The organism is Methylobacterium sp. J-070 (assembly GCF_022829385.1).
Classification (GTDB): Bacteria; Pseudomonadota; Alphaproteobacteria; order Rhizobiales; family Beijerinckiaceae; genus Methylobacterium.
Genome location: NZ_JAKSXX010000053.1, coordinates 42,783 through 66,559, shown reverse-complemented (window position 1 = coordinate 66,559; position 23,777 = coordinate 42,783). Strand labels below are relative to the sequence as shown.

Genomic DNA, 23,777 nt, shown 5'->3' with positions numbered 1-23,777 from the left:
GGGCATTCCAGGATCGCGCGTTCGACGACCGAACGCGCGGTGCACCGGCTGGCCTGCGACCAAGCCCCCCTACGCAGGCCGGCCGGTTGTCGTGCCGAGTCCGCTTTGCCTATCTCGGCAGCAGCGGGCCGCCGCACGAGGGACCACCCTTCTTAGATGACGTTTCGCATCTATATTGGACCTAAGAACGCCGGAGGATCAGGCAATGCCCAGGGTCTCGCAGGAACAGGCCAAGCTCAACCGCCGACGCGTCGTCGAGGTCGCCGCGTCGCTGTTCCGGGAGCGCGGCATCAATGGCGTCGGCGTGGCCGACATCATGGCGTCCGCTGGTCTCACCCATGGCGGGTTCTACGGCCAGTTCGCCAACAAGGAAGCGCTCGCGGCCGAGGCGTTCGATACCGCGCTGGATGAGGACTACCGCGGGACCGTCGACACCATCATCGCCAACTATCTCTCCCTCGGGCACGTCCGGGCACCCGGTATGGGCTGTCCGCTCGCCGCCCTGGCGAACGACGTCGCGCGGGAGCCGCGGGGCGGCCCCGTCCGTGCGCGTTTCACCCAGGGGGTCGAGCGCATGGCCTCTATCCTCGCCGGCCTGACGCCCAGGGCAGCCAAGGAGCGCCGCAGGCAACGGTCCCTGGCGACTCTGTCGACGCTCGTCGGTGCCGTCGTCCTGGCGCGGGCTGTCGACGACGAGGCGTTGGCGACCGAGCTCATCGAGGCGGCGCGGACTTCCGTCTCGGCATGACATCCACGGGACCGGGCCGACCGTGACGGCTCGCGACTGACGGCGGCGCGCCCCTGACGATCTGAAGGAATGCCGGTGCCCGGCCTGTCGGGACCTGCCTATGCCGTGCGCCGCTGCGCGCACGATCTCGGCGAGAGGACATCCATGCGCGAACGGATCGTGGTCACCGGTATGGGCGTCGTGTCCCCCCTCGGCTGCAGCGTCGAGGGCATGTGGCGCAGGCTCGTCGCATCCGGGTCCGGGCTGCGGCGCCTGCCGGACGACCTGGTCCCCGACATCGACGCGAAGGTCGCCGGGCTCGTGCCGTCTAGGGACGAGGACCCGGATGGGTTCGATCCGGATGCCCTCATCCCACCGAAGGACCGCCGCAAGATGGACCGCTTCATCCAGTTCACGCTGGCGGCCGCGGATCAGGCGCTCCGGCAGTCGGGCTGGAGCCCCTCAAGCGAGGCGGAACGCGTCCGCACCGCGACCGTCGTGGCCTCCGGCATCGGTGGCTTCCAGAGCATCACCGACGCGGTGGAGACCGTACGCTCCCGCGGCGCGCAGCGCCTGTCGCCCTTCATCGTGCCGTCCTTCCTGGTCAACCTGGCCGCCGGCCACGTCTCCATCCGGTACGGCTTCAAGGGACCGCTCGGCGCGCCCGTCACCGCCTGCGCGGCGAGCGTGCAGGCCATCGGGGACGGCATGCGCCTCATCCGCGGCGGCGAGGCGGACGTCGTCGTCTGCGGTGGCGCTGAAGCCTGCGTCACCCGGGTCGCGCTCGGCGGCTTCGCCGCGGCCCGCAGCCTTTCGACGGCCTACAACGACACGCCCGAGGCTGCCTCCCGTCCGTTCGACCGAAGCCGCGACGGCTTCGTCATGGGCGAGGGCGCCGGCATCCTCGTGCTGGAGACCTTGGACCATGCACGGGCGCGCGGTGCCGTCCCGCTGGCCGAACTGGTCGGGTACGGTACCAGCGCCGACGCCTACCGCCTCACCGCCGGCCCTCCGGACGGCAGCGGCGCCCGGCAGGCGATCACCACGGCCTTGGCGATGGCGGGGCTCGAACCCGCCGCCATCGGCTACGTGAACGCGCACGCGACCGCGACCTCGGTCGGCGATGCGGGCGAACTGGCGGCGCTCCGGTCCGTCTTCGGCGAAGGCGGCCCGGCGATTTCCTCGACCAAGTCAGCGACCGGGCATCTCCTCGGCGCTGCCGGCGGCCTGGAGGCCATCATCACGGTCCAGGCGCTGCGCGAGGGCGTCCTCCCGCCCACGCTCAACCTGACAGACCCCGATGAGGCCGCCGACGGCCTGGACCTAATCGGTCCGACGGCGCGGCGGGCAACCGTGGACTACGCCCTCTCGAACGGCTTCGGATTCGGGGGCGTGAACGCGAGCATCCTCCTGAGACGGATGCCCACCGGCTGAGGGGCCACGCTCCCGGAAACCAGACATCCGCGAATGAACTGACACGGCGGTTGACGCGCTGCTGTTGTCATAATAGATGCTGATCATCATATTTATTGTGGCGCGACTGCCCCGGATGGGTCCGACCAAGTCACCTCAGGCACGGCACAGGAGTTCGCACCCCATGGACGATCTCAAGCCAAACGCAGATGCAAATGCGCTCGAAGCCGACATGCCCCCGGACGCGCCCAAAACCCGCGGCGGCACCGGCCGTCGCGGAGGTGGAGGGCCTGGACTGACCCTGCTCCGCGCCATGGTCGCGGGGGAGATCCTGCCACCGCCCTCGATGAGCCTACTCGGCATCGAATTCGTTTCGGTCACCGAGGGCAACGCCACGCTGCGCCGAAGGCCCGTCGATTATCTCTACAATCCCTTCGGTCCGGCCCATGGCACCACCGTGGCTGCCCTGTTCGACTTGGCGCTCGGGGCCGCGTTCCAGTCCGTTCTGCCGGACCGTCGGACCTACACGACGCTGGACATCCGGATCAGCTACCTGCGCCCCGTCACCCTCACGTTGGAAGCCCTGACAGTATCAGCCAAGATCATCGACGTCGGAGAGCAGCGGATGGTCGCTGAGGCACAGCTCGCCGATGCCGATGGACAGATTTGCGCCACGGCGACGATGACCTGCCTCATCGTCGACACGCCCGACACTAGCGTCCCAGCTAAGCCAGACCGAGCCTGGGATGTGTCCGACTGGTACAAGATCTGTTGACGCCACGCTTTCGAGTGACATGGAGGCCTGACCATGCGTGATATCGTCCTCTGCAATCCCGTACGGACCGCTATCGGCGCCTATGGCGGGAGCCTGAAAGGCGTCGCCGCGACCGAGCTCGGCGCGACCGCGATCCGCGAGACCCTTCGTCGTTCGGGTCTGGACGGCGGCAGGCTCGGAAGCGTGACGATGGGCAACGTCGTCCAGGCCGGGAACCGCATGAACCCGGCCCGCCAGGCCGCGGTGAACGGGGGCGTCCCGGTCTCGGTGCCGGCCCTGACGGTGAACCGGGTCTGCGGCTCCGGCGCCCAGGCCATCGCGACGGCCGCCGACGAGATCCGGCTCGGCCACCATGATGTCGCGCTGGCGGGCGGCATGGAGAACATGGACCGGGCGCCGTACCTCATGGAGGGCGGTCGTTGGGGCCACCGCATGGGCCATGCCCAGATCCTCGACAGCATGCTGAACGACGGGCTCAACGATGCCTTCTCGGGCGAGCACTCGGGATGGCACACCGAGGACCTGGCGACGCGCGCCCAGATCGGTCGCGATGCCCAGGATGCCTGGGCGGCCCGCTCCCAGGCGCGATTCGAGAAAGCCCGATCCGCCGGCGCGTTCGATGCCGAGATCGTCGCCGTCGAGGTCAAGGGCCGCAAGGGGATGGAGACCTTTGCCCTCGACGAGGCGCCACGGCCGGAGACCACCGTCGACACGTTGTCGAAGCTCAAGCCCGCCTTCCGCAAGGACGGGACGATCACGGCCGGCAACGCGCCGGGCCTGAATTCCGGTGCGGCGGCGATGCTCGTGGCCGAGCGGGGGTTTGCCGACGCCAACGGCCTGGAGGCGTTCGGGCGACTCGTCGCCTACGGCATCGGGGCCTGCGAGCCGGGCCTGTTCGGCCTGGGGCCGGTGCCCGCCGTTCGCCAGGCGCTGGAGCGTGCCGGGTGGTCGCTCGGGGACGTGGAGCGCGTCGAGATCAACGAGGCTTTCGCGGTCGTGCCCCTGGCAGTCGCCAAGGAGCTTGGCCTGCCCGAGGACATCGTCAACGTCGAAGGTGGCGCCATCGCACACGGCCATCCCATCGGCGCGACCGGCGCGGTCCTGACGACCCGCCTGCTCCATTCCATGCGTCGCGACGGCATCCGTCGCGGCCTGGTCACCCTCTGTATCGGCGGCGGACAGGGCATCGCGCTCGCGGTCGAGGCCGCCTGACGGGCCAACTCCAGACTGCGCCTGGCCTCACGGGCTTCGGCGAGGCGCTCCGACCCGAACCGGCCCGCCACCCGGCGTACGAAGAGGTTGTGCCATGATACGCATCGAGACGGCGCGGCACGCGCTCAGGAATACGGTGCTGTCGCTGGCGATTGCCTGGGCGGCCTTGCCCGCGTCCGCCGCGGATGGGCCGACTGCCATACGGCTGCCGGACACCGCCCGTTTCCCGGAGAGCGTGACGTCCCTCGCCGACGGGACGCTCTTCGTCAGCAGCATCGCCGACGGGGGCGTCCTCAGGATCGCGGGCGGAACGGAGACGGCGACGCCCTTCGTGAAACCCGGCGAACACGGCACGCGGTCGACCTTCGGGCTACTGGCCGACGAACGGCGCGGCACCCTATGGGTCGCGTCGAACGACGCCACGGCCATCGGTGCGCCCGGGCCAACCGCCACCGAGGGCGGGTGGGTCAAGGCGTTCGACCTCGCGTCGGGGACCCTCAAGCTGAGCGTCCGGCTGCCGGGGGGAAAGGCCCTGGCGAACGACTTCGCCCTGGACGGGGACGGCGCGCTCTACGTCACCGACACGCTGGCGCCGCGGATCCTGAGGCTCAAGCCGGGCGCCGCGACGTTCGAGGTCTTCGTCGAGGACGACGCCCTCAAGAACGGGCTCGACGGCATCGCCTTCGGGACCGACGGGAACCTGTACGTGAACACCTTCCTGGGCGGGGAGATGTTCCGCGTCGGCGTGACGAACGGCGTCGCCGGCCCTGTCACCCGCCTCGGAACGACGCGGGCCCTGAAGTTTCCGGACGGGCTGCGCCCGTTCCGTGACGGCTTCGTGATGGTCGAGGGCAGCGGCGCCCTGAGCCGCGTCACGGTCTCGGGCGACCAGGCGCGGATCGAACCCATCGCGCAGTTCGCCGGCCCGACGGGCGTGACGGTCGTGGGCCATAGGATCTGGGTCGCCGAGGGCCAGCTGTCGCTGCTCTCCGCTGCATCCAAGGACGGCCGAAAGGCGCCGAGCTTTCACCTGCGCTCCGCCGACGTGGAGTAGGCGCCGTCCGGGACTCTGGATGCATCGCGTGTTCCGGCCACCCCGGAGCGCGCCGTCGACAAGCGGGGACATGGCCATGATCGGGTCCACGGTTCGGAAACTGCGCTCGCCGGCTACGTGGCGAAGGCTTTGGCGGAGGCTCGCGGCGATGGAGGGCGCCCTGGCGACGACCGAGGCGGAGATCCACGGCCGGCGCATCTCACGGCTCGAAGCGGAGATGGTCGAGGTGCGCGCTCGGACCGGCCTCCCGCCACTTTCCGCCCAGTCGAGACCGGCGGGGTCGTCATGCCCACCGTGAGCGGTTCGTCCGCTATCGACGAGGGAGCACCGACGTTGGGCAGCATCGGAGGACCGGAAGCTCAGCCATCTCCCAAGCCGGAAGTGAGCTCACGAGCGCACCGTGCTCCAAATGGAGCCTGCACCCCCGGGTGTCGAAGACATGATCCCAAGACCGCTGGCGGCCGCCGCCACGATTCCTGCCGTACCGTCGGCGGTGACATGAGGCATGAACAAGCTGCACCGTCTGGCCGTCACGCTGAAATTGTCAGGACGAGGCGCCACATCGTTGCCGGGCCGGCCACGATGTGGTGCCTCTCGATGTCAGCCGGCCCCATCCGTGTGCCATGGCAGGATAGGTAGGTCGGTGAGGCAACCGCGACCCGCCGCATAATGCTGATCAGCTTCGCTGTCCCGGTCGCATCAGGGAGCCGGCCAACGCGGATGCCGACGTCCACCTCTCCCCTGACCATTTCCTGGTTCCGGAAGCCGCTTTGAATGACCGGTTACGATCCCTCGGCAACCTGCACATCGCCGGGTCGGATCTGCGCCGTTGCACCGAACAAGAACACCTGCACGCAACACCGGGCCCTCTCGGCGATCTCGCTCACATTCGGAAGGGGCCGCTGCCCCATCATCGCTGCCCGCTGAGGCTCCATCGTCATCATTCCCCGCAGCATGCCTGCAGCCAGGCCGGGATCAGCAAGCTGAAGCTTACCGCGCTCGCACTGTTGATTGAGATAAGCCGTCAAAGCCTGCTGCGTCGCCGTTATCGCCTCCTGGAAGAAGCTCTCGGCGAGAGCGGGAAACCGGTCGCTCTCGGCGATGACCAGTTTCTGGATCGCGACCGTTTCCGGCGACAGGGTGAGAAGCCCGTATTCCTCCATGATGCGGCCGAGCGCGGTGGCAACCGGCAACGCGCCAAGGGCGACCGGATCAATCGCCAGCATGAACCTGGCGATACGATCCGTGACCGAGCTCTGGAACAGGTCGCCCTTGTTCGGGACGAGACGGTAGAGCGTCTTCTTCGAGACGCCGGCCGCTTGCGCCACGTCATCCATGCTCGTGCCGGCGAAGCCGTTCGTCATGAAGGCGCGCCGCGCAGCCTCCGCGATCAGCCCGCGCGTCTCGTCGTCAGTCCGTACCGGCGGCCGGCCACGCGGGCGGCGAGCCGGCTGGTGTAGGGCGTCCATGGAATAATTCCCGCTGGCTCGATTGACACCGACGATAATAGGAACCAATTTGGAAACGCGCAAGTTTCCTAATTGCCGGGTCGAACTCCAACGCCGGCATCCGCCTCACGAGGAGAAGCGGTCATGTCGAAGCACCCGGACGCATTCACCGTCGACCGCCAGGTCTCTTCCGACGAGGCGTTAACCGATCCCAAGCTGGCAGCGCGCGCCGATGCGCTCGCGGCTCCGAAGCGGACCAAAGGCGGCATCCGACGGCTCCTCATGGTAGGCGCGAGCCTCGCCGCAGTGGCAGGGGGGGGCGACTACGGCTGGGACTACTGGACGGTAGGCCGCTTCAACATCTCGACCGACGACGCCTACGTCCAGGCCGACAGCGTCACCATTGCCCCGAAGGTGTCCGGCTACCTCGGCGAGGTGCTCGTGGGCGACAACGAGCCCGTGAAGGCCGGCCAGGTCCTCACCCGCATCGACGACCGCGACTATCGCGTCTCCCTCGACCAGGCGAAGGCGGATGTCCTGGCCGCCCTGGCCGCCATCGAGAGCAAGAAGGCCGCCCTCGACACCCAGCAGGCCGTGATCGAAGCGGCCAGGGCGACCGTGACCGTCAGCCAGGCCAGCCAGGTCTTCGCCGAGCAGGAGAACAAGCGCTACGCCGATCTTGCCTCCACCGGTTACGGCTCGGTCCAGAACGCCCAGCAGGCGGCTTCCCGGATCGCCGCCTCGCGCGCCACCGTCCAGCGGGACAACGCGGCGCTGAACTCCGCGACCAAGCAGGTCGGACAACTGAAGGCGGAGCTTGCCCAGGCCGAGGCCGCCCTCGCGCGAGCCCGGGCGCTGGAGCACCAGGCGGAGCTCAACCTGTCCTACACGACGGTTCGCGCGCCCACGGATGGCGTGGTGGGCAACCGCACGCTGCGCGTCGGCCAGTACGTCAATGCCGGGACGCAGCTGATGTCGGTGGTCCCGACCGCGGCGGTCTACGTGGTGGCGAACTACAAAGAGACCCAGCTCACCGACGTCCGCAAGGGCCAGCGCGTCACGGTCGAGGTCGACATGTTCCCGGGCCGGACCTTCACCGGGCGCGTCGACAGCCTCGCACCCGCCAGCGGTCAGACCTTCGCGCTCCTGCCGCCGGACAACGCCACCGGCAACTTCACGAAGGTCGTGCAGCGCATCCCCGTGAGGATCTCGCTCGACCCGTCCAGCGCCGCCACCGGCGACCTCCGTCCCGGCATGTCGGTCGAGCCGGTGATCGACACCAAGGAGCAGGCCCAAAGCTCGTCTGCCCGCGCGCAGGTGAAGTGACGTAGCACCCTGAGGAGGGTCGTCCCATGTCGAGCGTCACTCAGTCCGCGGCGCCTCGGGCGGCCGCCCGCGCCAGCACCCGCGAGTGGATCGCGGTCTCGGCCAGCATGATCGGCGCCTTCATGGCGATCCTGAACATCCAGATCACCAACGCCTCGCTCCTCGACATCGAGGGCGGCATCGGCACGGGCGTCGACAACGGCGCCTGGATCTCGACCGCGTACCTGATCGGCGAGATCATCGTGATCCCGCTCACAGACTACCTCAGCCGGGTCTTCTCCTTCCGCCGCTACATCCTCGTGAACAGCATCCTGTTCCCGCTGTTCTCCATCGCCTGCGCCTTCACCCACGACCTGGGTTCCATGATCGCGATGCGGGCCCTGCAGGGCTTCGCCGGCGGCATCCTGATCCCCATGGCCTTCACCATGGTGTTGACCAAACTGCCGAAGCCCCAGCAGCCCATCGGCCTGGCGCTGTTCGCCATCGCAGTGACCTTCGCCCCGGCCATCGGGCCGACCATCGGCGGCTACCTGACCGAGAACTACGGCTGGCAGACCATCTTCTACGTCAACGCCGTCCCGAGCGCCGTGATGGTGGTGGCCCTGGCCTTCACGCTCGACCCCTCGCCGATGCGGCTCGACCTCTTGAAGGAGGGTGACTGGGCCGGCGTCGTCACCATGGCCATCGGCCTGGCCGCCTTCCAGACGGTGCTTGAAGAGGGCAACAAGGACGACTGGTTCGCCTCGCCCTTCATCCTACGGCTGGCCATCGTCGCCGCCGTGTTCCTGACGGCCTTCGTGGTCATAGAGCTCACGGTTGAGAAGCCGCTGATCAACCTGCGCCTTCTGAAGCAGCGCAACTTCGGCATCGGCGTCCTGGCGAACACGCTCGTCGGCTTCGCCCTCTTCGGCACCGTCTACATCCTGCCCCAGTACCTGGGTCAGGTGCAGCGCTACAATGCCGAGCAGACCGGCAACGTGCTGGCCTGGACCGGCCTGCCGCAACTCCTGCTTATCCCGCTCGTGCCGCTCATGATGAAGCGCTGGGACGCGCGGTACATCGCGTTCGTCGGCATCAGCGTCTTCGCCGCGAGCTGCTTCATGAACATCACGCTCTCGCTCGACAACTCGGGGGACCAGTTCTTCATCCCGAACGTCGTGCGGGCCATCGGTCAGGCGCTCGTCCTGACGCCGATCAGTGCCATCACCACGGGCGCCATCGCCCCGAGCGAGGCCGGCGCGGCCTCAGGGCTGTCAAACATGATGCGCAACCTCGGCGGGGCCGTCGGCACCGCGACCCTCTCGACCGTGTTGACCAAGCGCGAGCAGTTCCACTCCAACATCATCGGGCAGTCGATCACACTGACGCGGGACGAGGTCCGGGCCCGGCTCGAACAGATGACCGACTACTTCATGGCCCACGGCATCGCGGACCGTGCCGCAGCGACTGCCAAGGCGGTCGGTCAGCTCGGCGCCGTCGTGAAACGGCAGGCCCTGATCATGGGCTTCAGCGACACGTTCGCGGTGATCGGCGTCATCCTGTCCGTGGCGGCGGTTGCGGTCCTGTTGGCGCGTAAATCCGGATTGGGTGCGGGAGCGGCCGGCGCGCATTGAGACCGGCCCACGAGCATCCGACTTCGTCAGGGCTTGATTGTCGCGCGCACGCCTTCGTCGGATGGAGAAACCGGCGTTAGTTGGTCGTTATTCTTCAACGCTTACCTGCACGGACATGTCCAGGAGGGCGTCCGCTGGACCGGTGAAGCTCCCGACCAGCGGCATGGCCAGCCGGATGTCGCGTGCGACCGCAACCGGGATCAGGTTGGCGCCGCCGACGCTGCGGTTCGTCGGATCGAAGGTGATCCATCCCGCCCCGGCAGGAAAATCTCCGCCCAGGCATGCGTGGCCCCCGCAACCGCCGAGCCGAGCAGCGTTCGCGACGGGTCATGGAGGTAGCCCGAGACGACGCGGGCCCCGAAGCCCAGGCTGCGCACGGCCTCGACGAGGAGCGTCGCCAGATCCCGGCAGGATCCCATCCTCAGGAACAAGGTCTCGCTCGGCGACTGCGTGCCCTCATCCTCACGGACCTGGTAGGCGATGGCGCTACCGACGCCGGCGTTGATGTCCTTGAGCAGGGACAGAGTGTCGGTGGGGTAGCCCGCCACGAACCCTTGCGCCCAGTCCCGTAGGCTTGGAGAGCCTCTCGGGTACTGCAGGACCGTTAAATTCCCGAGATCCGTCCACTCGTCGTCAGTGTAGCGGAAGGGAAACGCGATGGCGGAAGGGGCGATGGCGAAGACCGGATAGGCCGCGGCTGCGAGATCCACCCGCGACACGCTCTCCACGACGAGGCTGTCGGCTAAGGTGTGAAAGGTCGCCGTCGCCACGGCATTGCCGGCGACGTCCTGAGCCCAGGTGACCGTTGCCTCCGGGGACAGGGTGATCGCACTCGACAGGAGGCGCAGGTCGCGGCTCTCCCGTGGCCTCATCATCAAGCGGTGCGGCCCGAGGCTGACCGGCTGGCGATAGCGGTAGGTTGTCCGGTGCCTGATGCAGATGTCGACCAACGTGCCATCCCCGGATCTGCCGAGGCTGGTGGAGGGCCCATCGGCATTGCGAGGACAGTTGAACACGTGCCCGTCGATTGGCTCGGGTTGAAGCCTATCGACGAGGCTTGTTCTTTTCTGGAGATGCGCCCTTGAAAGCGTCGGAATCGAACGAGAGGGAGCCCAGGCGCTAGAGGTCGAAACCTGACGGTTGGTACCGTCCGATGTCGACCCGACCCGGCCATACAATCGCGGTCGCGTGGTTCCCCGAAGCGGACGTCTTTCCCGCAGGCATTTCGTCCGCGGTGCGCCCAACTTGGTCATTCGGCAGCTCTGTCCACCTACCCCGAAGCGCGCACGTCCGTGCGGCCTGAAAGAAATCGAAGAATTGCGCTTGTATTGCCGTGCAATCAGCGCCTACGGGCCACTGGAGGCGGACCGGCCAAGCCACTCAGGGTTTCATGAACCGGTAGGCGAAACGATCCGTCCGACCCTTGATCGACGGATCGAACACCTTGATCGAGTGCGGATCCTCCTCGTTCGCAAGCAGGGTGCTCACGGCATCCAGCACGAAGCCGGCCGCCTCGACCTCCTCGCGGACCAACGCAGGATCGATCCGGTGGAGGGATTGGGTATCGCTCGTGCCCGACCCGGCGGCGGCGGCGTGGTCGACGACGACGTAGCGGCCGCCGGGCCTCAGCCGGTCATGGACGGCCCGGTTGAAGGTGTCCGCCGTCGCGCCCTTGCCCTGGATCAGCGCGGTGTGGAGATCGTGGTAGAACAGGTGGAGCCACAGGATGTCCGCGGGCTGCGTGACCTCCGCCAACGCGACGAGGTCCGCGGAGACGGCTTCGACGTTTTCCCGGCCCGGCTCCTTCGCCAGCATCTGCATGAGGCCGACAGGGTCGTTCTTGAAGTGCGCGACCTCGGCCGGCACGAAGCTGTAGACCCGACCTTCGGGTCCGACGACGTCCGAGAGGACACGGGTCCAGTCACCGCCTCCCGGGTAGACGTCGATGACCGTGGCGCCCGCATCGACGCGCGCGAACCGGACCAGTTCTGATTGCGTGGCTTGGTCGTACATGGGATTTCCTTCAGGGTCGGACATGCGACGAGCGCGCGGCGTCGAGACGTCGCTCCGCGGCCCGCGCGGTGCTGGGGCAAGCCTCGTGAGGCTTGCCCTACGGCTCAGGACCCGGTGGACGAGCGCGCCGGGGCCGTCTCCGTCTCGGCGGCCCGCGCCAAGGCCTGGGTGTCGACATACTCCCGGACGCGGGTAAGCTTGCCGTCCCGGACCGTGATGGCGAAGACCCAGTCATCCTCGAACGGCTTGTTCGTGGCCTTGACCTTCCCCCTGGCGAAGCCGACCACCAGCACCCGGTCGCCCTGGGCGACGAACTCCCGGGGCTCCGTCGACGTCTCCATCGACCCGGACGCGGTCTTGAGCAGCCGCGCCAGGCCCGCCTGCCCGCGATACGTTCCCGCCAGCGGCCAGTCCTTGCCCGGGATGATCCACTCGATGTCCTCGGCGACCAGCGCCAGGAGGGCCTCCCCGTCGCCCTTGCCCATCGCGGCGAAGAAGTCCTTCACCGTCCGGACGTTCTGCTCGGTGCTCATGGTGGCTTACCCCGATCCAGTACGGCGTCAGGTCAGACCTGGGCCATGCCGCCGTCGACGGCGAGATCCACGCCGGTGACGAAGGAGCTTTCGTCAGAAGCGAGGAACAGGACGGCGGCCGCGACCTCCTCAGGCTTGCCCCTGCGGCCGAGCGGGACCTGCGAGGCGAAACTGGCGACCGCCTGCTCGACCTGCTCTGCGGTGAGGCCCACCTTCTCCAGGGCCGGAGTCTCGATGGGGCCGGGGCTCATGGAATTCACGCGGATCCTTCGATCCTTCAGCTCCGCCGTCCAGCCGCGGGCGAAGCAGCGCACGGCGGCCTTGGCGGCGGCGTAGGCCGTGAAGGCCGCGTCTCCCCTCACGTTCGCGACCGAGGAGGTCAGGATGATCGAGCCCCCGTCCCTGAACAGGGGAAGGGCCTTCTGCACGGTGAAGAACGTCCCCTTCGCGTTCAGGTCGAAGGTCTTGTCGAAGTGAGCTTCGGTGGCCGCTGCGAGCGGTGCGAGTTCACCCCAGCCGGCATTCGCGAAGAGCACGTCGATGTGGCCGTGCTTCTCCTTCACGACTGCATAGAGCCGGTCCAGGTCCTCCAGCCGGGTGACGTCGCCCGCGACCGTCGTGACGTTGTCCCGGATCGAGGCCGCCGCCTCCTGCAACTCCTTCTCCCGCCGCCCGGTGATCACGACGTGGGCGCCCTCCTCGACGAAGCGCTTGGCCGTGGCCAATCCAATCCCGCTGTTTCCGCCGGTGATGACCGCGACCTTGCCTTCGAGTCTCTTCATGACTGCCACTCCGGTGCTCCGTTCCTGACGTCCGGGGATGTCTCCCAGAGCCCCGAAATGCATCCGTGGCCGCCGGATGTTGAGTGCGAAGGTGCGCACATCGGTGGTGCGAAATCGATCCACCTGGCGCGTAAGCCGGGTAGCGGAGACGGGTAACCCCGGCTAGAACCGGCAGGCCCATGGCCACCTCAACGCCCCCATCCAAATGATGCAGATGCGTTGCCGTCCGGGACGTCGGCACACGAGCCCGGAACGGGGTGCCCCCCGGTGCCAGGACGCACCATGATCGACTGGGACGACGTCCGCTATTTCCTGGCCGTGGCGCGCGCCGGCTCGGTGCGGGCGGCCGCCCAACGCCTCGGCGTGAACCACGCGACCGTGCTCCGGCGTGTCGGCCAGCTTGAGGAACGCCTCGGCGTTCAGATGTTCGAGAAGCTGCCGTCAGGCTACCGCATCACGAGCGCGGGCGAGGAGATCCTCGAACTCGCGGACCGGATGGAGGCGACTTCGAACTTGCTGGAGGGCCGTGTCTTCGGTCGGGACCAGAGCGTGCGCGGGCTCCTGCGGGTGACACTCGCGCCGCCCCTCTCGACCCACCTCCTCATGCCTGACCTCGCCGAATTCGCGCGCCTGCATCCGGACATCGAGATGGACATCTCGTCGTCCGGCGAGCTGGCGAACCTGACGAACCGGGAAGCCGACGTCGCGATCCGGGTCGTCTACGACCGCAAGAGCCTGCCGCTTAATCTCCACGGCCTGAAGGGGCCCGACCTGTTCGGGGGCGTCTACGTCTCCCGCGCCTGCATCGCCGCGCGGCGTGCAGGCGCGCCCGATCCCATCCGCTGGATCGTCATCAGCGCCCATGGGGTCCCGGACTGGGCCGGCGAGGGCGAGGTTCGCGCCGCCGAAGTCCCGTTCAGGGTCACGGATGCCGGATCTCAGCTCGCGGCGGTCCGGCAAGGGCTCGGCATCACGACGCTGCCGTGTTTCGTCGGGGATGCCGACCCCCTCCTGGTCAGGGTGCCGGGGACCGACCTGCACATGTACGGGACGCTCTGGCTCCTCACCCAGGAGGAAGCGCGGAAGACGAAGCGCGTGCGGCTGTTCAACGATTTCCTGTTCCGCAGGCTTGTGGCGCACGCTCCCCTGCTCGCCGGTTTGAGTCCAGTTAGCGACTGACGCGTGGCGGACCCCGTGCAGTGGCTATGCACCCACAAGCGGACCTTCTCGGCGTCCGAGACGGGTCGCGAGCGGCCCCTGCGGCATTGTCCGCTTCGATGCAACCGCGTCCAAGAGCGGATGGGCAGAAAACCACCCATTGCAGACGCTCAGCACCATGCCAGAATAGCCTCACGCGGGGGCTGGACGATGCCGACGTTACAAATCCATGACCTTGAGCCGCAGCACGCCGCTGTAGTTGATCCTCGCCTTGTACTGCCGATGCTCGGTGAGCGCGCGATCCGGGCCTCATGGCAGGTTGCCGGGGTCGCCCGCTTCAACGAAACCCTCTCCGCTACGGGCGAAGGGGCAATTCATCTTGAGGCGCTCTGCCAATCTTTAAAGCGTGTTTCCGGCGTCGTGTTGGGTCAGATTTTCGGTCAGGTGGAACAGGTCATCTGGGGCGAGTTCTCTGCCTACGACGACGGAGATGGCACGCCTTGGGTGATACTCCGGGCTATCGATAGTTCGTGGTGTGAGGTTGAGACGGACGACGTGGTCACTCTGGTTCGCGTCAGTAAGACTTTCGCGGATGTACGGACTGACCGGTGAGCGGCCGGTTCACACCCTTCTCGGACGACCCGGCGCTAAGGGACACGCACGTCCTGATCGACGGGTATCCAGACGTGGCGGTCGGGGTCCTCGTCGGCCGAACCGAGGCTGCGGCAGCCGTCGCTTCGATAAGCCAGGACCTGCCCCTCGGGCTGATATAGCGACCACGGCTCGTCGATCTCGTCCGCGTAGGGCCACGTCGTCAGGCTGGCCCCAAGATCAAACGCGAACGTCGTCGTGCAGGTGACGGCATCAAGCGCGAACATCGTCAGCTTCTGTCCATCCACCGCGTGTACCGCGGCCTCGATCTGATCGACCGGGCTCTCGTCTTCCGCCAACACCTCGCCGGAGACGGCGATGCGCCAGTGGCAGCAGAAGATGAACAGGTGCCACGCCCCGCAGGGTCGGATGCGCCGCCGCGCGGCCCGCTCACGTATCCAGGCCGCGGGCGAGTTTGAGACGTAGGGCTCCCTGATCCGGAGGTAGGGCGGACCGAACTCGAAGGTGAGCATGCTGCCGTGCCCCCGCTGGACGCCCCAACAGGGCAGACCGATCAGGGATGTGAAGGCGGTCGTGATCGCGTCGTCCATCGGATCGAGTGTGGCAGCGCGCTGGACGTCCGCAAACCACCCATCTCGGACGTCCAAGAATGGGTACCAAGCGTGACATTTCTTACAGTGGCCCGTTGGGACGAACACCGCGTTCGACACGGCGGCCGCAATAGGCGGGACTCCGGGTTCGCTGTACCTCGCAAGCGCGGCGGGCATCGTTCCTGCGCACCTCAAAGCTTCGAGCCGCCGTCAACGTGGACGGTGTCGCCGGTCATCCAGCGGGCTGCGTCGGAGGCGAGGAAGGCGAAGACCCCTCCGACATCGTCGGGCTTGCCGATGCGCTTTAGGGCCTGCATGCCGAGGATGAAGCCACGGCCCTTCTCGGTCTTGGCGAAGCTCGACATTTCGGTGTCGATCACGCCGGGCGCGACGGCGTTCACCCGAATGCCGCGGCCGCCGAGCGCCGCAGCGAGTTGCGTCACGAGCGTGGCGACGGCGCCCTTGCTGGCCGCGTAGGCCGCGAGGTTGGGGACTGCGGCGCGCGCGCCGAGTGAGGCGGTGAAGATCACGCTGCAGCCGGTGCCGAGGATGGGCAGGAGCTGCTGGACGAGGAAGTATGGCGCCCGCACGTTGACCGCAAACAGCGCGTCGAAGTCGGCGACCGTGGTCTCCTCGATGGACACGGCCTTGGAGATGCCAGCGTTGACGACGAGCACGTCGAGCCGGTCCCCGACGATGGTTCGCGTCCGGGCAGCCAGGGTGTGGGCCCCTTGCGGATCCGAGAGGTCCGCGCCGATCTTCTCGGCGCGACCGCCAGCGGCCTGGATCTCGGCCACCGCTGCGTCGGCCTCGGCTTCGGCACGGCCGTAGTGGACGAGCACCTGTGCGCCGGCGCTGGCGAGGGCGAGGGCGGCGGCACGGCCGATGCCGCGCGAGCCGCCGGTGACGAGGGCGGTCTTGCCGGTGAGGTTTGTCATGACAAGTCTTCTATCGAGGGAGGCGATTGCGCAGCCGACCGCCTCCGCTGGCGCGAGGGCGTCGGCGGTGCGGTGCCGGTTCTTCGAGAGGGTTTGCTGCAGTCAGAAAGGAGGAGGGGTGAGGGTCTATGACCCCGGCCGCTCCTCGACGGCGTCGACGCGGTTGGAGTAAAAGGCGACGTGGTCCTTGATCGCCTCGACAGCCTCGTAGGGAGCCTCGTAGGACCAGACTGCGTTCACCGAGCGCTCGCCGCCGAGCGGGATGCTGAAGTAGGCGCAGTCGCCCTTGTACGGGCAGTAAGTGGCGTGCTCGGTGCGCGCGAGCAGCGCCATGTCAACATCCTCGCGGGGGATGTATTGCACCGCCGGATAGGCCGCCTCGCGCAGGGTCAGCGCGTTTCTGGTGTCGGCCATGACCCGGCCGGCGACCGTGACCACCACGCGGTTCGGGTTCGTCGCGATCTCGATGGGGTGGCTGGGGCCGGGAACCTTGATCGGCTTGCCGCTGGCAGAGCGTGTCTGGTCCATGTTCGCCTCCTGGGCTTCGCACCTTCGGGTCGTGCTCAGGCGGCGGACTTGCCGCCGTCCACGGACAGGATCTGGCCGGTCGTGAACGAGGACTGGTCCGAGGCCAGGAACACGATGGCGTTCGCGACCTCGTCAGGGTCACCCACGCGCCGGAGCGGCACGCCCGAGACGAGGCCGGCCTTGCGCTCGGCGCTGCCCGTGAAGCGGTCGAGCATGCCGGTGTCGGTCGGGCCCGGAGCCACCGCGTTCACGCGGACGCCAGACCCCGCCGCCTCCAGGGCCGCCGACTTCGTCAGGCCCTCCACCGCGTGCTTGCTGGCCGCGTAGATCGAGGCCCCGGCAGCTCCACCATGGCCGTAGGTCGAGGAGATATTGACGATGCTGCCGGCGCCCCGTGCCTGCATGACGCGAAGCTCGTGCTTCATGCTGAGCAGCGTGCCGAGGACATTGGTGTCGAAGGTCGTTGCGTAGCTCTCCGCATCCTGCTCGGTCACCGGTCCGGGCCGCCCTTCGGTGCCGGCGTTGTTGACCGCCGCGTCCAGGCGTCCGAAACGCTCGACAACCTGATCGACCAAGCTTGCGACCTCCTCATCACGGCGCACGTCCGCCCTGATGAAGGCGGCTTCCGTGCCGAATTCCTTCAGCTCAGCGACGAGGGCTTGGCCAGCCTCCTCATGCCGACCGGAGATGACGACGGTGCTGCCGCTCTTGGCAAAGCCCAGGGCAGCGGCACGACCGATGCCGGTGAGAGCGCCGGTGATCAAAACGACTTGCTTGCTCATGGTGTGCCTCGATCTGATCCGAGAACGGTCCGTGCACGAGGCACTTCGTTCCGGTCTTGGCGGCGTGAGAACCGCCGCCTGCGAGGATTCAGCTAAGTGGCCCTGGCGTGTTCGGAAAAGACTTTGTAGGTTTGTGGGCATACCTCGTAGGCATGGAGCCGAGTTTTGGAGCTGCGGCACCTGCGCTACTTCGTGGCGGTCGCCGAAGAAGGCAGCCTCACGCTGGCTGCCGAGCACCGACTGCACACGGCCCAGCCCTCCCTGAGCCGGCAGATCCGGGATTTGGAATATGAGATCGGCGTGCCGCTGCTCACCCGGAGCGTGCGCGGCGTGGAGATGACCGCGGCCGGCCGCGCCTTCCTGGAGCATGCCCGCCTCGCCCTCGCGCAGGTAGAGGCTGCCAAGGAGGCGGCGGTTCGAGCGGCCCGTCCGGTGAAGCCAACCTTCGTGTTGGGCTTCCTGACCGGCTACGAGGTCGACTGGCTGGCAGGGGCGATCAGCGTCCTGCGGGACGTGCTGCCGGAGGTCGACGTCACCATCTCAAGCCAGGCCTCGCCGGACCTCGCCTCTGCGCTGATGCAGGGGAAGGTCGACGTCGCGTTCATGCGGCGCGAGGCCGACATGCCGGACCTGGCCTTCGTGACGCTCGCGACGGACCCGCTCGTGGTCGTCCTTCCCAGCGACCATCGCCTCGCGAAGCGGGACGCGGTCAGCCTCAAGGATCTTGTCGACGACCCGTTCATCATCGTGGCCCGGAACGCCCCGACCTTGCGGACCATAATCGACGACTACCTCGCGCAGTTCGGCCTCGACCTCACGCCGGCGCACGAAGTCGACAACCTCTCGATGGCGATGTCGCTCGTCTCATCCACCCGGGGCGTGGCGCTGCTGCCAGCGTACGCGCGCAACTTCCTGCCCTGGTCGGTCATCAGCCGCCCCCTGAGCACGGATGGGGAGCCTCCGGGGATCGATCTCGTTCTCGGGTACCGCCGGGAGCATGCGCCGGAAGTTCTCAAACTCTTCCTCTCACGGGTATCCGACCTCGTCGCTCTAGCGACAAGACCACCGCCGGCGTGACCCTGGGGCCAACCGCTGAAAGTTCGCGGTCCCGGCCTCACGGTCGAAACCCATTGCAGAACCACTCTTTGCGATCTTCACGAAGGGCGCACAGGTTTGGAACGTGCCCCATTAAGCTTGGTGCGGAGCCGTGTGGTAGACCACGCGGGCGGCTCAGACGCTCTCGGCAGTATTGTTGATTACCGATGATGCCGGCGCGTGGCGTTCAACGAAACCGGGACGGTCGTCCCGTTCGTAGACATGACGACGTGGTGTCCGGTCGATCATCAGGCTCAGGAGGTCCGGACGGCTGTAGTGTCCGCGCGCATCCATGTGCCGCTTGCGCTTGTCGATCTGCCAGAAATCGAGGTCAGCGATGACCTCCCCCTCACCCTCGCGCAGGGGCGCCCCGCCCATGAACTCGCCCTCGGGCGATATGATCGCCGTGAAGCACCCACTTGAGAGGGGGCCGAGGTCGGTCGTCTTGGTGTCGGCGAGAATCTGAGCCTGCTGGTCGGAGTCGAGCCATGCGGTCGCGTTGACGACGAAACAGGCCGCCTCAAGGGCATGCATGCGGATGCTGACCGACATCTGCTCCGAGAAGAGGTCGCCGGCGAAGGAGCCCGGATACATCGCCGAATGTATCTGCTCGCCGTCCTCGATGAGCGCGTATCGCGCCAGCGGGTTGTAGTGTTCCCAGCAGGCCAACTGGCCGACCCGACCCACGGCGGTGTCGACGGCGCGCAGGCCGGAACCGTCACCCATGCCCCAGACCATGCGCTCGTGGTAGGTCGGAGAGATCTTACGCCGGCGCTGGACCAGCGAGCCGTCGGCGTCGAACAGGAGCTGGGTGTTGTAGATCGTCCTGCCGTCCCGCTCGTTCACGCCGATGGAGACGACCATCTTGGCCTGCCTCGCGGCCTCGCCGATGGCCACGGTCGTCACCGACGGAACTTCTACGGACTGTTCGAGCAGCCTGTAGTGCTCCGCACCCATCTCGTATGGCGACTGAACGAACGAGAAGTAGGGATAGTAGGGAACCACGGTCTCGGGAAAGGTCGCGAACTGAACGCCCTTCCGGCCAAGTTCCAGGATCTTCTTGACGACTTTGTCGACCGTGCCCTCCCGGCTGTAGAGCACGGGGCTGAGCTGGACAGCGGCGGCTTTGACGATGGTCATGACGTTCGTTCTCCGGTTTGGTTCGGGGCCTGCCTTAGAAGAGCAACACGCACAAAAGGTGTATATGCAACATACACCGCGCGCTTACGCCTTAATGAGGCTGTCGCCGATCTCCGTGATGGCGGCGGCAGCGGCCTCACCGAGGATCGCCACCGCCTCAGCCTGCGCGCAGCGCCAGGCGGGGACGGTGGAAAGGAGCAGCTGTCGGCCACGCTCGGTGATGGCGAGGGGCCTTGCACGCCCCTTACCCGCACGCTCGATTTCTTGGATCCATCCGGCCGAGAGCATGGGGGCCAGGTTGCGGGACAGGGTGGAGCGATCCTGATGGTTGAAGCGGCCGATCTCCGCGCGGCTCGCCGGCCCGATCCGCGAGACGACCGTGAGGAGGATCAGCTGCGGAGCATTGACCCCGAAGGGGCGGTAGGCGTCGTCATAGATGCCAGTCAGCACCCGGGAGAGAAGCCGAGCCCGCGTCGCGACGCAGTGGCTCGCGACTTCCGCGAGCGCCTTTTTACCGCCAACGAGGCCAGCTCGCCTTCCCATGAGCGCCAGATGATGCATATGCACCAACGTGTCAAGCGAGTTATCGGTCCATGCTCAAGCATCGCCATACGCCGCAGTCCCGCACCTCCTCACGGATAGGATTCCTCCTTGCACACATCGCCACCCGCCAGATTCGAAGGCACTCGTTCGAGCGAACTCACGGCACACCCACGGTTGACACTGGCAACCTGCATTCTCGCGTCGAGCCTTGCCTTCGTGGACGGGTCGGTGGTGAATGTCGGCCTGCCCGCGCTGGGCCGGGACCTCGCTGGCGGCGCGTCGGGTCTGCAATGGGTGATTAACGGCTACCTCCTGCCGCTCACCGCATTGCTCCTCCTGGGCGGGGCGCTCGGCGACCGGATCGGACGCCGTCGAACCCTGATCCTCGGGGTGCTTCTGTTCGCGGTCGCCTCCGTGGCCTGCGGCCTGTCACCGAACCTCGCGATCCTCGTCGCCGCCCGCCTCGGTCAGGGTGTCGGAGCCGCGCTTCTCCTACCGAACAGCCTAGCTATCCTCAGCGACACGTTCACCGGGGAGGCACGCGGCCGCGCGGTGGGCACTTGGTCCGCGGCTGGTGCGGCGACTGCGGCCATCGGTCCGGTCCTCGGAGGCTGGCTGATCGACGGGATCGGCTGGCGGGCGATGTTCCTCGTCAACCTGCCACTCGCCTGCGGTGCCGTTTTCCTGGCCTCGCGTTACGTCACGGCCGACCGCGCCGCCGACGACGGCCACCTCGATATCGGCGGTGCGATCCTGGCGACGCTTGGGCTCGGCGCGATGACCTGGGGCCTCATCGCGGGCTCCGGTGATGCGGGTTTCGCCAGGGAGGCTCTGGCGCTTCTCGCCACTGGCGCTTCGCTCCTCCTCGGTTTCGTCCTGTGGGAGCGACGTCAGGGGGACCGAGCCATGATGCCGCTTGCCCTGTTCAGCACGCGGTCCTTCGCCGGCCTCACGATGCTGACGCTCCTCCTCTACGGGGCGCTCGGAGCCATGCTTGTCCTGTTGCCGTACATCCTGATCGAGGCGTCGGGGTATTCAAGCACGGCCGCCGGGGCGGCGCTCCTGCCCTTGCCGCTCGTGATCGCCATCGCATCGCCAGTTCTCGGTGGCCTCGCGGGCCGGATCGGGTCCAGGCCCCTTTTGACGGCAGGTCCCCTGGTCGTTGCGGCCGGGTTCCTGCTGCTTCTGCGCATCGGCGAGCACACTGGCTACGGGTCGACGGTTCTGCCCGGCCTCGTCGTCGCGGCGCTCGGCATGGCCTGTGCCGTGGCACCGCTCACGACCGCGGTGCTCGGGGCCGTCGATGAGCGCCACAGCGGCTCCGCCTCGGGGTTCAACAGCGCCGTTGCCCGTGCGGGTGGTCTCGTGGCCACGAGCCTGATCGGTGGCATCCTCGCCGCCCGTGGCTCCAAGCTGATCGATGCCTTCCACGTCGCCGTCGTCGCGAACGTCGTGGCCTGCATCGCCGCCGGTGCCGCCGGTTGGATGGTGGAGGACCGAAAAGGCTGAGGAGCGTGTCCCGAAGCGGTCTATGGACTGCAGGACAAATTTGGCGCCGATCACTTGACGCAATGATGCATATGCATCATATGGTTTGAATGGAAACAGGAAACCCCCAGGGCGCAGAGCTAGACCTCATCGAGGAGATCGGCAGCACCTGCGTGCTCATGCGGACCCGTCTCATCTCGCGCGTCATCACGGCCATCCACGATGAGGCGCTGCAACCCTTCGGGATCGGCGCCGCGCAATTCGTCCTTCTCGTCGTCATCGGCAAGCTCGAACCCGCCAGTCGGGCGCAGATCGGGCGGTATCATCGTCAGGATCGCTCGACCCTGTCGCGCAATCTCAAGGTTATCCTGGCCGATGGCTGGGCGGAGGAAGATCCGACCCGCGTACACGGCCGGATCCGACCCCTCGTCCTGACCGAGGCCGGTAGGGCTCTCCTGATCAGGGCGGCGCCGGCTTGGCGCAAGGCTCAGGCAGAGGCCAAGGTGGTGCTCGGTCAGGGCGGTACCGACGCCGTGATGGCCATCGCCAACGGTATCCTGTCCGACCCGGCAGGAGCCTGAGTTTTACGCGCTATGTTGTACATGCACTATTCGGAGAGGCATGCATCATGACCCAGCCATCACATCACCAAGCGGACGGCGGTCCGGCCTTCGTCGAGCGTCCGGTCAAAGTACAGCAGGGGATCGTCCATGCTCGTGACTATGCCGGTGCCGGACCTGCGTTCGTGCTCATGCACGGCTTTCCCGACAACATGCACATCTACGACGATCTCGTTCCGCATCTCGTCGCCGCCGGCCGCCGCGTGGTGACCTTCGACTTCCTCGGCTTCGGTCAGTCGGAGAAGCCTGAAGCCGCGAACTACAGCTTCCGGCAGCAGCTCGGCGACCTGGAAGCGGTCGTCGACCAGCTGGGGCTCGGCCAGATCGTGCCGGTCGCACACGATTCTTCCGGTGCCGCGGCGCTGAATTTCGCCATCGAGCATCCGGACCAGACCGCGGCCCTCGTCATCCTCAACGCCGCCTTCGCCGCGTCACCGTCCGCACGGTGGCCGGAACTCATCACGCTATTCGGCACGCGCCCTCTCGCGGCGCTGGCCGGGGCCATCATCCAGAGCCCGGAGCAGTTCGGCTGGATCGTGAACTTCCAGCGCGAGGCGTTCAAGAACAGCCTCGCGGACAAGCACAAGGCGCACTACGACGCCTTCCTCGGCCCGGTCATCGACAGGAACTTCCGCCAGGACGGCGCGGGACCGGCCTTCGTGCAGATGACAGCGCAATTCTTCGACGAGCTCGACCGCAATGCGGCACGGATCCCGGAGCTGGGGAAACTCGACGTCCCCGTGAAGATCATCTGGGGAGAGAACGACCCTTACCTCACCGCGGATAATGCGCGCGAGTTCGGCTCCTACCTGAAGAACGCCTCGCTGAGCCTGCTTCCGGCCGGGCACTGGCTGCAGCTCGACGAGCCTGCCCTCGTGGCTGCGGAGATGCTGTCATGAGCCGCCGCGTCGGACGCTCACTCAAGGGCCTTGGCACTGGGCCCGGCATCGGACGAGGGATCGCGTTGCTCGCACTGGCCACGTTGACGACGCTCCCGAGTGCCGCCCAGGCCCAAGGGCCCGCCGCTCCGGAACCGATGTCCTCGCGGGCTCCCGCACCCGTGCCGACGACCAAGGTTCTCGCCATAGGCAGCTTCACCGCGACTGCCACACCGGCGGAGTGGCAGAAGGTGTTGCCCGACGAGGTGCGGGCGACAGTACGCCTCTACCTGGACAGCAAGATCGACCAATGGTTCGTGAAGCAGGACCAGAGCGGGGTGGTGTTCCTCATGAACGTCACCGACCCCGGCGAGGCGAAGGCTCTCCTGGAAAAGCTGCCTTTCGGGCCGGCCGGACTGATGAAGTTCCAGCTCATCCCCCTCGGACCCATCAGCCCACTTCGCATGCTCCTGGCTGATCCCGCGAAGGATCCCGCGAAGTGAGTCTCC

At 67.3% G+C, this 23,777-nt stretch carries 24 protein-coding genes and 1 pseudogene; 14 read left to right on the top strand and 11 right to left on the bottom strand.

Annotated elements, in window-relative coordinates:
- Window positions 1–205 precede the first annotated feature (205 nt).
- The 5 genes from MKL01_RS03355 (at window position 206) to MKL01_RS03335 (ending at window position 5,181) form a co-directional block, all read left to right on the top strand.
- Window positions 206–748 carry a TetR/AcrR family transcriptional regulator gene (locus tag MKL01_RS03355; protein WP_243903816.1) on the top strand — a complete coding sequence of 181 codons (543 nt, stop codon included), beginning with the start codon at window positions 206–208 and terminating at the stop codon, window positions 746–748.
- A gap of 144 nt (window positions 749–892) precedes the next feature.
- Window positions 893–2,161 carry a beta-ketoacyl-ACP synthase II gene (fabF, locus tag MKL01_RS03350; RefSeq protein ID WP_243903815.1) on the top strand — a complete coding sequence of 423 codons (1,269 nt, stop codon included), beginning with the start codon at window positions 893–895 and terminating at the stop codon, window positions 2,159–2,161.
- Between the two features lie 163 nt (window positions 2,162–2,324).
- Entirely contained in the window at window positions 2,325–2,915 is a 591-nt protein-coding gene (locus MKL01_RS03345) for a PaaI family thioesterase (protein WP_243903814.1), read from the top strand.
- Between the two features lie 27 nt (window positions 2,916–2,942).
- Window positions 2,943–4,127: a thiolase family protein gene (locus MKL01_RS03340; protein WP_409566192.1), complete on the top strand. Its 1,185-nt coding sequence runs from the start codon at window positions 2,943–2,945 to the stop codon at window positions 4,125–4,127.
- Between the two features lie 94 nt (window positions 4,128–4,221).
- Window positions 4,222–5,181: a hypothetical protein gene (locus MKL01_RS03335; protein WP_243903812.1), complete on the top strand. Its 960-nt coding sequence runs from the start codon at window positions 4,222–4,224 to the stop codon at window positions 5,179–5,181.
- Window positions 5,182–5,963: 782 nt separating this feature from the next.
- On the opposite strand, the gene MKL01_RS03330 is transcribed toward MKL01_RS03335, so the two are convergent.
- On the bottom strand, window positions 5,964–6,650 hold the full coding sequence (locus MKL01_RS03330) for a TetR/AcrR family transcriptional regulator (protein WP_243903811.1): 687 nt from the start codon (window positions 6,648–6,650) through the stop codon (window positions 5,964–5,966).
- A gap of 123 nt (window positions 6,651–6,773) precedes the next feature.
- On the opposite strand from MKL01_RS03330, the gene MKL01_RS03325 reads away from it, so the two are divergent.
- Both MKL01_RS03325 and MKL01_RS03320 read left to right on the top strand, forming a co-directional pair.
- On the top strand, window positions 6,774–7,955 hold the full coding sequence (locus tag MKL01_RS03325) for an HlyD family secretion protein (RefSeq protein WP_243903810.1): 1,182 nt from the start codon (window positions 6,774–6,776) through the stop codon (window positions 7,953–7,955).
- Between the two features lie 26 nt (window positions 7,956–7,981).
- Entirely contained in the window at window positions 7,982–9,568 is a 1,587-nt protein-coding gene (locus MKL01_RS03320) for a DHA2 family efflux MFS transporter permease subunit (RefSeq protein ID WP_243903809.1), read from the top strand.
- An 87-nt stretch (window positions 9,569–9,655) separates the two neighbouring features.
- On the opposite strand, the pseudogene MKL01_RS03315 reads toward MKL01_RS03320, so the two are convergent.
- From MKL01_RS03315 to MKL01_RS03300, 4 genes and pseudogenes are all read right to left on the bottom strand, one after another.
- Window positions 9,656–10,518 (bottom strand): annotated as a pseudogene (locus MKL01_RS03315) (transglutaminase N-terminal domain-containing protein).
- 430 nt (window positions 10,519–10,948) lie between these two features.
- Window positions 10,949–11,581 carry a class I SAM-dependent methyltransferase gene (locus tag MKL01_RS03310; protein WP_243903808.1) on the bottom strand — a complete coding sequence of 211 codons (633 nt, stop codon included), beginning with the start codon at window positions 11,579–11,581 and terminating at the stop codon, window positions 10,949–10,951.
- A gap of 104 nt (window positions 11,582–11,685) precedes the next feature.
- The gene (locus MKL01_RS03305) at window positions 11,686–12,114 is read right to left on the bottom strand and encodes a nuclear transport factor 2 family protein (RefSeq protein ID WP_243903807.1); all 429 of its coding nucleotides are present in this window, start codon (window positions 12,112–12,114) and stop codon (window positions 11,686–11,688) included.
- 32 nt (window positions 12,115–12,146) lie between these two features.
- Window positions 12,147–12,896: a glucose 1-dehydrogenase gene (locus MKL01_RS03300; protein WP_243903806.1), complete on the bottom strand. Its 750-nt coding sequence runs from the start codon at window positions 12,894–12,896 to the stop codon at window positions 12,147–12,149.
- A gap of 282 nt (window positions 12,897–13,178) precedes the next feature.
- On the opposite strand from MKL01_RS03300, the gene MKL01_RS03295 reads away from it, so the two are divergent.
- A complete protein-coding gene (locus MKL01_RS03295) occupies window positions 13,179–14,075 on the top strand; it encodes a LysR family transcriptional regulator (RefSeq protein ID WP_243903805.1) in 897 nt (298 codons plus the stop codon).
- Window positions 14,076–14,264: 189 nt separating this feature from the next.
- Window positions 14,265–14,666 carry a hypothetical protein gene (locus MKL01_RS03290; protein ID WP_243903804.1) on the top strand — a complete coding sequence of 134 codons (402 nt, stop codon included), beginning with the start codon at window positions 14,265–14,267 and terminating at the stop codon, window positions 14,664–14,666.
- 35 nt (window positions 14,667–14,701) lie between these two features.
- On the opposite strand, the gene MKL01_RS03285 is transcribed toward MKL01_RS03290, so the two are convergent.
- The 4 genes from MKL01_RS03285 to MKL01_RS03270 all read right to left on the bottom strand — a co-directional run bounded on the left by MKL01_RS03285 (window position 14,702) and on the right by MKL01_RS03270 (window position 17,504).
- Window positions 14,702–15,256 carry a hypothetical protein gene (locus MKL01_RS03285; protein ID WP_243903803.1) on the bottom strand — a complete coding sequence of 185 codons (555 nt, stop codon included), beginning with the start codon at window positions 15,254–15,256 and terminating at the stop codon, window positions 14,702–14,704.
- A gap of 191 nt (window positions 15,257–15,447) precedes the next feature.
- Window positions 15,448–16,194: an SDR family NAD(P)-dependent oxidoreductase gene (locus tag MKL01_RS03280; protein WP_243903802.1), complete on the bottom strand. Its 747-nt coding sequence runs from the start codon at window positions 16,192–16,194 to the stop codon at window positions 15,448–15,450.
- Window positions 16,195–16,320: 126 nt separating this feature from the next.
- On the bottom strand, window positions 16,321–16,722 hold the full coding sequence (locus tag MKL01_RS03275) for a DUF427 domain-containing protein (protein WP_243903801.1): 402 nt from the start codon (window positions 16,720–16,722) through the stop codon (window positions 16,321–16,323).
- Window positions 16,723–16,757: 35 nt separating this feature from the next.
- Window positions 16,758–17,504: an SDR family NAD(P)-dependent oxidoreductase gene (locus tag MKL01_RS03270; protein WP_243903800.1), complete on the bottom strand. Its 747-nt coding sequence runs from the start codon at window positions 17,502–17,504 to the stop codon at window positions 16,758–16,760.
- A 165-nt stretch (window positions 17,505–17,669) separates the two neighbouring features.
- Here MKL01_RS03270 and MKL01_RS03265 point away from each other — a divergent pair, with 165 nt between their 5' ends.
- Complete coding sequence (locus MKL01_RS03265) at window positions 17,670–18,581, top strand: LysR family transcriptional regulator (protein WP_243903799.1); 912 nt, start codon at window positions 17,670–17,672, stop codon at window positions 18,579–18,581.
- A 153-nt stretch (window positions 18,582–18,734) separates the two neighbouring features.
- Here MKL01_RS03265 and MKL01_RS03260 read toward each other — a convergent pair whose 3' ends face one another.
- Both MKL01_RS03260 and MKL01_RS03255 read right to left on the bottom strand, forming a co-directional pair.
- Window positions 18,735–19,739: a nitrilase-related carbon-nitrogen hydrolase gene (locus tag MKL01_RS03260; protein ID WP_243903798.1), complete on the bottom strand. Its 1,005-nt coding sequence runs from the start codon at window positions 19,737–19,739 to the stop codon at window positions 18,735–18,737.
- A gap of 84 nt (window positions 19,740–19,823) precedes the next feature.
- Window positions 19,824–20,300, bottom strand: coding sequence for a MarR family winged helix-turn-helix transcriptional regulator (locus MKL01_RS03255; RefSeq protein ID WP_243903797.1), 477 nt, complete (start codon window positions 20,298–20,300; stop codon window positions 19,824–19,826).
- 156 nt (window positions 20,301–20,456) lie between these two features.
- Between MKL01_RS03255 and MKL01_RS03250 the strand changes: the two genes are divergently transcribed.
- From MKL01_RS03250 to MKL01_RS03235, 4 genes are all read left to right on the top strand, one after another.
- Window positions 20,457–21,791: a DHA2 family efflux MFS transporter permease subunit gene (locus MKL01_RS03250; RefSeq protein ID WP_243903796.1), complete on the top strand. Its 1,335-nt coding sequence runs from the start codon at window positions 20,457–20,459 to the stop codon at window positions 21,789–21,791.
- An 89-nt stretch (window positions 21,792–21,880) separates the two neighbouring features.
- Complete coding sequence (locus tag MKL01_RS03245) at window positions 21,881–22,351, top strand: MarR family winged helix-turn-helix transcriptional regulator (protein WP_243903795.1); 471 nt, start codon at window positions 21,881–21,883, stop codon at window positions 22,349–22,351.
- Between the two features lie 47 nt (window positions 22,352–22,398).
- Complete coding sequence (locus MKL01_RS03240) at window positions 22,399–23,289, top strand: alpha/beta fold hydrolase (protein WP_243903794.1); 891 nt, start codon at window positions 22,399–22,401, stop codon at window positions 23,287–23,289.
- Entirely contained in the window at window positions 23,286–23,771 is a 486-nt protein-coding gene (locus MKL01_RS03235; RefSeq protein ID WP_243903793.1) for a hypothetical protein, read from the top strand. Before MKL01_RS03240 ends, MKL01_RS03235 begins: the two co-directional genes overlap by 4 nt.
- Window positions 23,772–23,777: the final 6 nt, after the last annotated feature.